The organism is Mesorhizobium sp. M7A.F.Ca.CA.002.05.1.1 (genome assembly GCF_003998335.1).
In the GTDB taxonomy this organism is placed as follows: Bacteria; Pseudomonadota; Alphaproteobacteria; order Rhizobiales; family Rhizobiaceae; genus Mesorhizobium.
Window position 1 is genome coordinate 1 of the sequence record NZ_RZQI01000096.1, and the last position, 4,156, is coordinate 4,156.

Here is a 4,156-nt window from a genome sequence, read left to right on the forward strand (position 1 = left end):
GTCCCAAGGAAGCCGTCGACGTCTTGAAGAAGACGAGCGTCCCGTTCATCGAAGTGCCCGAGCACTATAGCCACGAAGGCATCCTCGAAAAGGTCCGTATCGTCGGCAAGGCGCTCGGCGTCGACGCCAAGGCAGAGGTGCTCGCCGGGGAGCTCGATGCCAAGCTCACGGCCGCCGAAGGGCAAACGACGTCGATCAAGGAACGCAAGCGCATCCTGTTCGTGCTGTCGATACAGGGCGGCAAGATCCTGGCGGCCGGCAGCGAGACCGCGGCGGACGGTATGGTCAAGCTGGCTGGCGGCGTCAACGCGGTCGAGGGCTTCTCCGGCTACAAGCAAATGTCCGACGAGGCGATCATAACCGCCAGACCGGACGTGATCCTGATGATGAGCAATGCCGGGCCTCCGGTCTCGGATGACGAACTGTTCGGCAATCCGTCGATCGCCTCGACGCCGGCCGGAAAGGCGCGCAAGCTGATCCGCATCGACGGTGCCTATCTGCTCGGCTTCGGGCCACGCACGGCCGATGCCATCCACGACCTCGCTGTCTCGCTTTATGGCGGGCAGGTCACGGACTGAACGGGCGGATCATGGTCGATCAATCGATCGCCGGCCCGGTGATGGCAAGCGTATCCGAAGGCGACAGGTCGGGCCGCGCCCGCATCGTCATTCTGCTGCTGTGCCTGGGGCTCGCGGCTGCCGTTTTTCTGTCGCTGACATCGGGGGCTTCGGACGCTTCGGCCGTCAACGTCATCGGGGGCTGGCTGTTCGGCACAGTGCCTGATGACGCCGCAGTGAGCGCCCGCGACAGCCTGATCGTCTATGACATCCGCCTGCCGCGCATCATCCTCGGCATGCTGGTCGGCGCGGCGCTCGCGGTCTCCGGCGCGGTCATGCAGGGACTGTTCCGCAATCCGCTGGCCGACCCCGGCCTGATCGGCGTCTCGGCCGGCTCCAGCCTCGGCGCGGTTGCCGTCATCGTGCTCGGCGCCACGATATTGGCTCCGGTGACCGCCTTGCTCGGCACGCTTGCACTGCCGCTGGCGGCCTTCTGTGGCGGGCTCGCCACCACGCTGGTGCTTTACCAGGTCGCGACGCGGCGGGGGCAAACCTCGGTTGCCACAATGCTGCTTGCCGGCATCGCGCTGGCGGCGCTCGCCATGGCGCTGACCGGCATTCTTATCTTCATGGCCGACGATCGCCAGTTGCGCGACCTGACCTTCTGGCAACTCGGATCGCTCGGCGGCGCAACCTGGGCGAAGATCGCGTCGGTAGGGCCGATCATCGTGCTGGCGCTGGCGGCGATGCCGTTCCTGGCACGCGGCCTCAACGCGCTGGCGCTTGGCGAGGCGACCGCCGGTCATCTCGGCATTCCGGTGCAGCGGCTGAAATACACGGCCATCGTCGGCGTCTCTGCCGCGGTCGGCGCATCCGTCGCCGTCAGCGGCGGCATCGGCTTCGTCGGCATCGTGGTACCGCATCTGCTGCGCCTGCTGATTGGTCCGGACAATCGCTATCTGCTGCCGGCGTCGGCGCTGCTCGGTGCCTCGCTGCTGCTTCTGGCCGACGCGGTCGCACGCACCATCGTTGCGCCGGCCGAACTGCCGATAGGCATCGTCACCGCGATAGCGGGCGCGCCGTTTTTCCTTTGGATCCTGCTGCGCAAGCGCGGCGTGGTTGATTTGTGAGGCTTGATGATCGAGGCCAAGGATGTTTCGGTTGATATCGCCGGCAAGCCTATCGTCAGCGGTATCGATTTCCACGCGCGGCCCGGCGAGATCGCCGCCATCGTCGGCCCCAATGGTTCGGGCAAGACGACCTTCCTCAAAGCGCTTTCCGGCGAACTCGCCTACACCGGGCGCGTTGCCCTCAACGGCCGAGATCTCTCGACGATGAAGCCGGTCGAGGTGGCCGTCCATCGTGCGGTGCTGCCGCAGGCGACGACGCTGTCGTTCCCGTTCACCGTGCGGGAAGTGGTCAAGCTCGGCCTTGTCGGCGGCCGCTCAGGCGTCTTGCCGGGCGAGGATGCGCGGCTGCCGGAACGGGCGCTGGCGCGTGTCGATCTCGACGGCTTTGCCGGCCGTTTCTACCAGGAGCTTTCGGGCGGCGAGCAACAGCGCGTTCAGCTCGCACGCGTGCTGAGCCAGGTCTGGGCACCGGTGCTCGACGGCAAGCCGCGCTTTCTGTTCCTCGACGAGCCGGTTTCCAGCCTCGACATCAAGCACCAGCTGATCATCATGAACATTGCCCGCGACTTCGCCAGAAGGGGCGGCGGCGTGGTCGCCATCCTGCACGACCTCAATCTGACGGCCATGTATGCCGACCGGATCTTCGTCATGCATCGCGGCCGGCTGGCCGCCACCGGGTCGCCGCGGGATGTGCTGAGCGATGACCTGATCGAAAAAGTGTTCGACTGCCGGCTCAGGGTCGGCGTGCTGCCGGCCGGCAATATGCCGTTCGTTCTGCCTCAGTCAGCGGCCTGATTGCAGATCTAGCCCGCGCCCCTGCTGGGTCAGGCAGCTGGTGCGCGGCGCTCCAGCATGTCGATTCCGAGCAGGTTGCGCACATTTGGACGTGCCGCCACGAGGTCGGCGATCGTATAGCGCTCCAGCACGGCGAAGAACGCGTTCAGCGCCTCGCGCAGCGCCGAGTTCAGCGCGCAGCTATCGACGAGCGGGCATTCGGCGGCATCGTTCTCGAAGCATTCGGCCATAGCGAAGCTCTCTTCCGTCACGCGCACGACATCGAACAGGCTGATGGCTTCGGCCGCCCGGCCAAGCTTGACGCCGCCATTCCTACCGCGCACGGTCTGGACGAGGCCGTGCTCGACCAGGGGCTGCAGGATCTTGAACAGGAAAAGCTCCGACACCGAATAGGCGGCCGCGATCTCGGGGATGCGGCTCAATCGGTCATCATTGGCCGCGCAATACATCAAGATGCGCATGGCATAGTTGGTCTGGCGCGTAAGCCGCATTTTGTCCTCACAAGGCACTGGTGCGGTGCAACCACGCCAGATCTGGAAATTTTGCTGATATGGCTTTGACCCGAATTTCCGGATTCGCCACATTGGCCTCGGCGGAATATGGCCTATACCTTGGAATAATTCCAGACTAGCTTCGCCCGATAGATGAATTTTCTCCTCAACTTTGTGTGCGCGGCCGGGGAAAGTTCCGGGCGAAACCCGCTGTCGCGGGTATTTCGGCCATCGGAACACTAAATAGGCTGAGATCGACGAGGAGCGGCTCACCCATGTCACAATCGGCTTCGCCCCTGGCGCCGGTCCGTTTCGATGCCGAGGCGGATGCCAAGCTTTCCGCGTTGCGGCGGACGAAATTCCTCGCGGCGGCCGCACTGGCGCTTTGCGTGCTGGTGTTTGCGCTCGCCAAATCCTTCGAGCGCACCTATCCATGGCTCGGCTTCGTCGCCGCCTTTGCCGAGGCCGCGACCATCGGCGGTCTGGCCGACTGGTACGCGGTGGCGGCGCTGTTCAGGCGGCCGCTGGGGCTGCCGATCCCGCACACGGCCATCATCCCGGAGAACCAGAACCGCATCGCCGACAATCTCGGTCGCTTCATCGAGGTCAACTTCCTGGCGCCTGAACCGGTGCGCGAAAAGCTCGCCGAGGTCGATTTCTCGGCACTCGTCGCCGACTGGCTGGCCGATACGGAGCGCGCCGCCGGCCTGTCGCGCTTCGTCGTGCGGCTGGTGCCGCAGACGCTGGCCGCTGTCGAGCAGTCCGGCCTGCGCGGCTTCGTCACCAGCCGCATGCTCGAACAGATCGAAAAGGTGCCGCTGGCGCCGCTGGCCGCCGAGCTGTTGTCAGCGCTTACCGACGACCGCCGCCACCAGAAACTGTTCGACGAGTTCACCAAGGTGATCGGCAGGTTCCTCAATGACGAACAGGCGCTGGCGACGATGCGCGAAAAGATCCGCGAGGAACTGCCGTCGCTGTTCAACCTGTTCCGCGCCGACGCCTATCTCCTGAAGAAGATCGTCGCCTCGGCCGGCTCGCTTCTCGACGAGGTGAGGGCCGATCCCGACCACCCGATGCGCGCCGAATTCGACCGCTTCGCCCAAGGCTTCGTCGAGAAGCTGAGAACATCGAAGCAATACGCCAAACGGGCCGAGAAGCTGAAGCGCGACTTCCTGGCCCGGCC

The 4,156-nt window shown here is 65.1% G+C and carries 5 protein-coding genes; 4 read left to right on the forward strand and 1 reads right to left on the reverse strand.

Annotation, left to right across the window (positions count from 1 at the left end; all coding sequences use genetic code 11):
• The 3 genes from EN939_RS07580 to EN939_RS07590 form a co-directional block, all read left to right on the forward strand.
• Positions 1–578 (forward strand): heme/hemin ABC transporter substrate-binding protein (locus tag EN939_RS07580; RefSeq protein ID WP_164750907.1); only part of this gene is annotated, 578 nt, incomplete at its 5' end.
• Positions 579–589: 11 nt separating this feature from the next.
• Positions 590–1,687, forward strand: a complete 1,098-nt coding sequence (locus tag EN939_RS07585; RefSeq protein WP_127267526.1) for a FecCD family ABC transporter permease — start codon at positions 590–592, stop codon at positions 1,685–1,687.
• Positions 1,688–1,693: 6 nt separating this feature from the next.
• A complete protein-coding gene (locus tag EN939_RS07590; protein ID WP_127267527.1) occupies positions 1,694–2,482 on the forward strand; it encodes a heme ABC transporter ATP-binding protein in 789 nt (262 codons plus the stop codon).
• 29 nt (positions 2,483–2,511) lie between these two features.
• On the opposite strand, the gene rirA is transcribed toward EN939_RS07590, so the two are convergent.
• Positions 2,512–2,973, reverse strand: a complete 462-nt coding sequence (gene rirA / locus EN939_RS07595; RefSeq protein WP_127267528.1) for an iron-responsive transcriptional regulator RirA — start codon at positions 2,971–2,973, stop codon at positions 2,512–2,514.
• A gap of 275 nt (positions 2,974–3,248) precedes the next feature.
• Between rirA and EN939_RS07600 the strand changes: the two genes are divergently transcribed.
• A partial coding sequence (locus tag EN939_RS07600) for a DUF445 domain-containing protein (protein ID WP_245473059.1) occupies positions 3,249–4,156 on the forward strand: 908 nt, incomplete at its 3' end.

What these genes read in the sequence shown, in the direction of transcription:
- EN939_RS07585 (WP_127267526.1), top strand. Translation starts at nt 590, where the DNA reads ATGGTCGATCAATCGATCGCCGGCCCGGTGATGGCAAGCGTATCCGAA.
- EN939_RS07590 (WP_127267527.1), top strand. Translation starts at nt 1,694, where the DNA reads ATGATCGAGGCCAAGGATGTTTCGGTTGATATCGCCGGCAAGCCTATC.
- rirA (WP_127267528.1), bottom strand. Translation starts at nt 2,973, where the DNA reads ATGCGGCTTACGCGCCAGACCAACTATGCCATGCGCATCTTGATGTAT.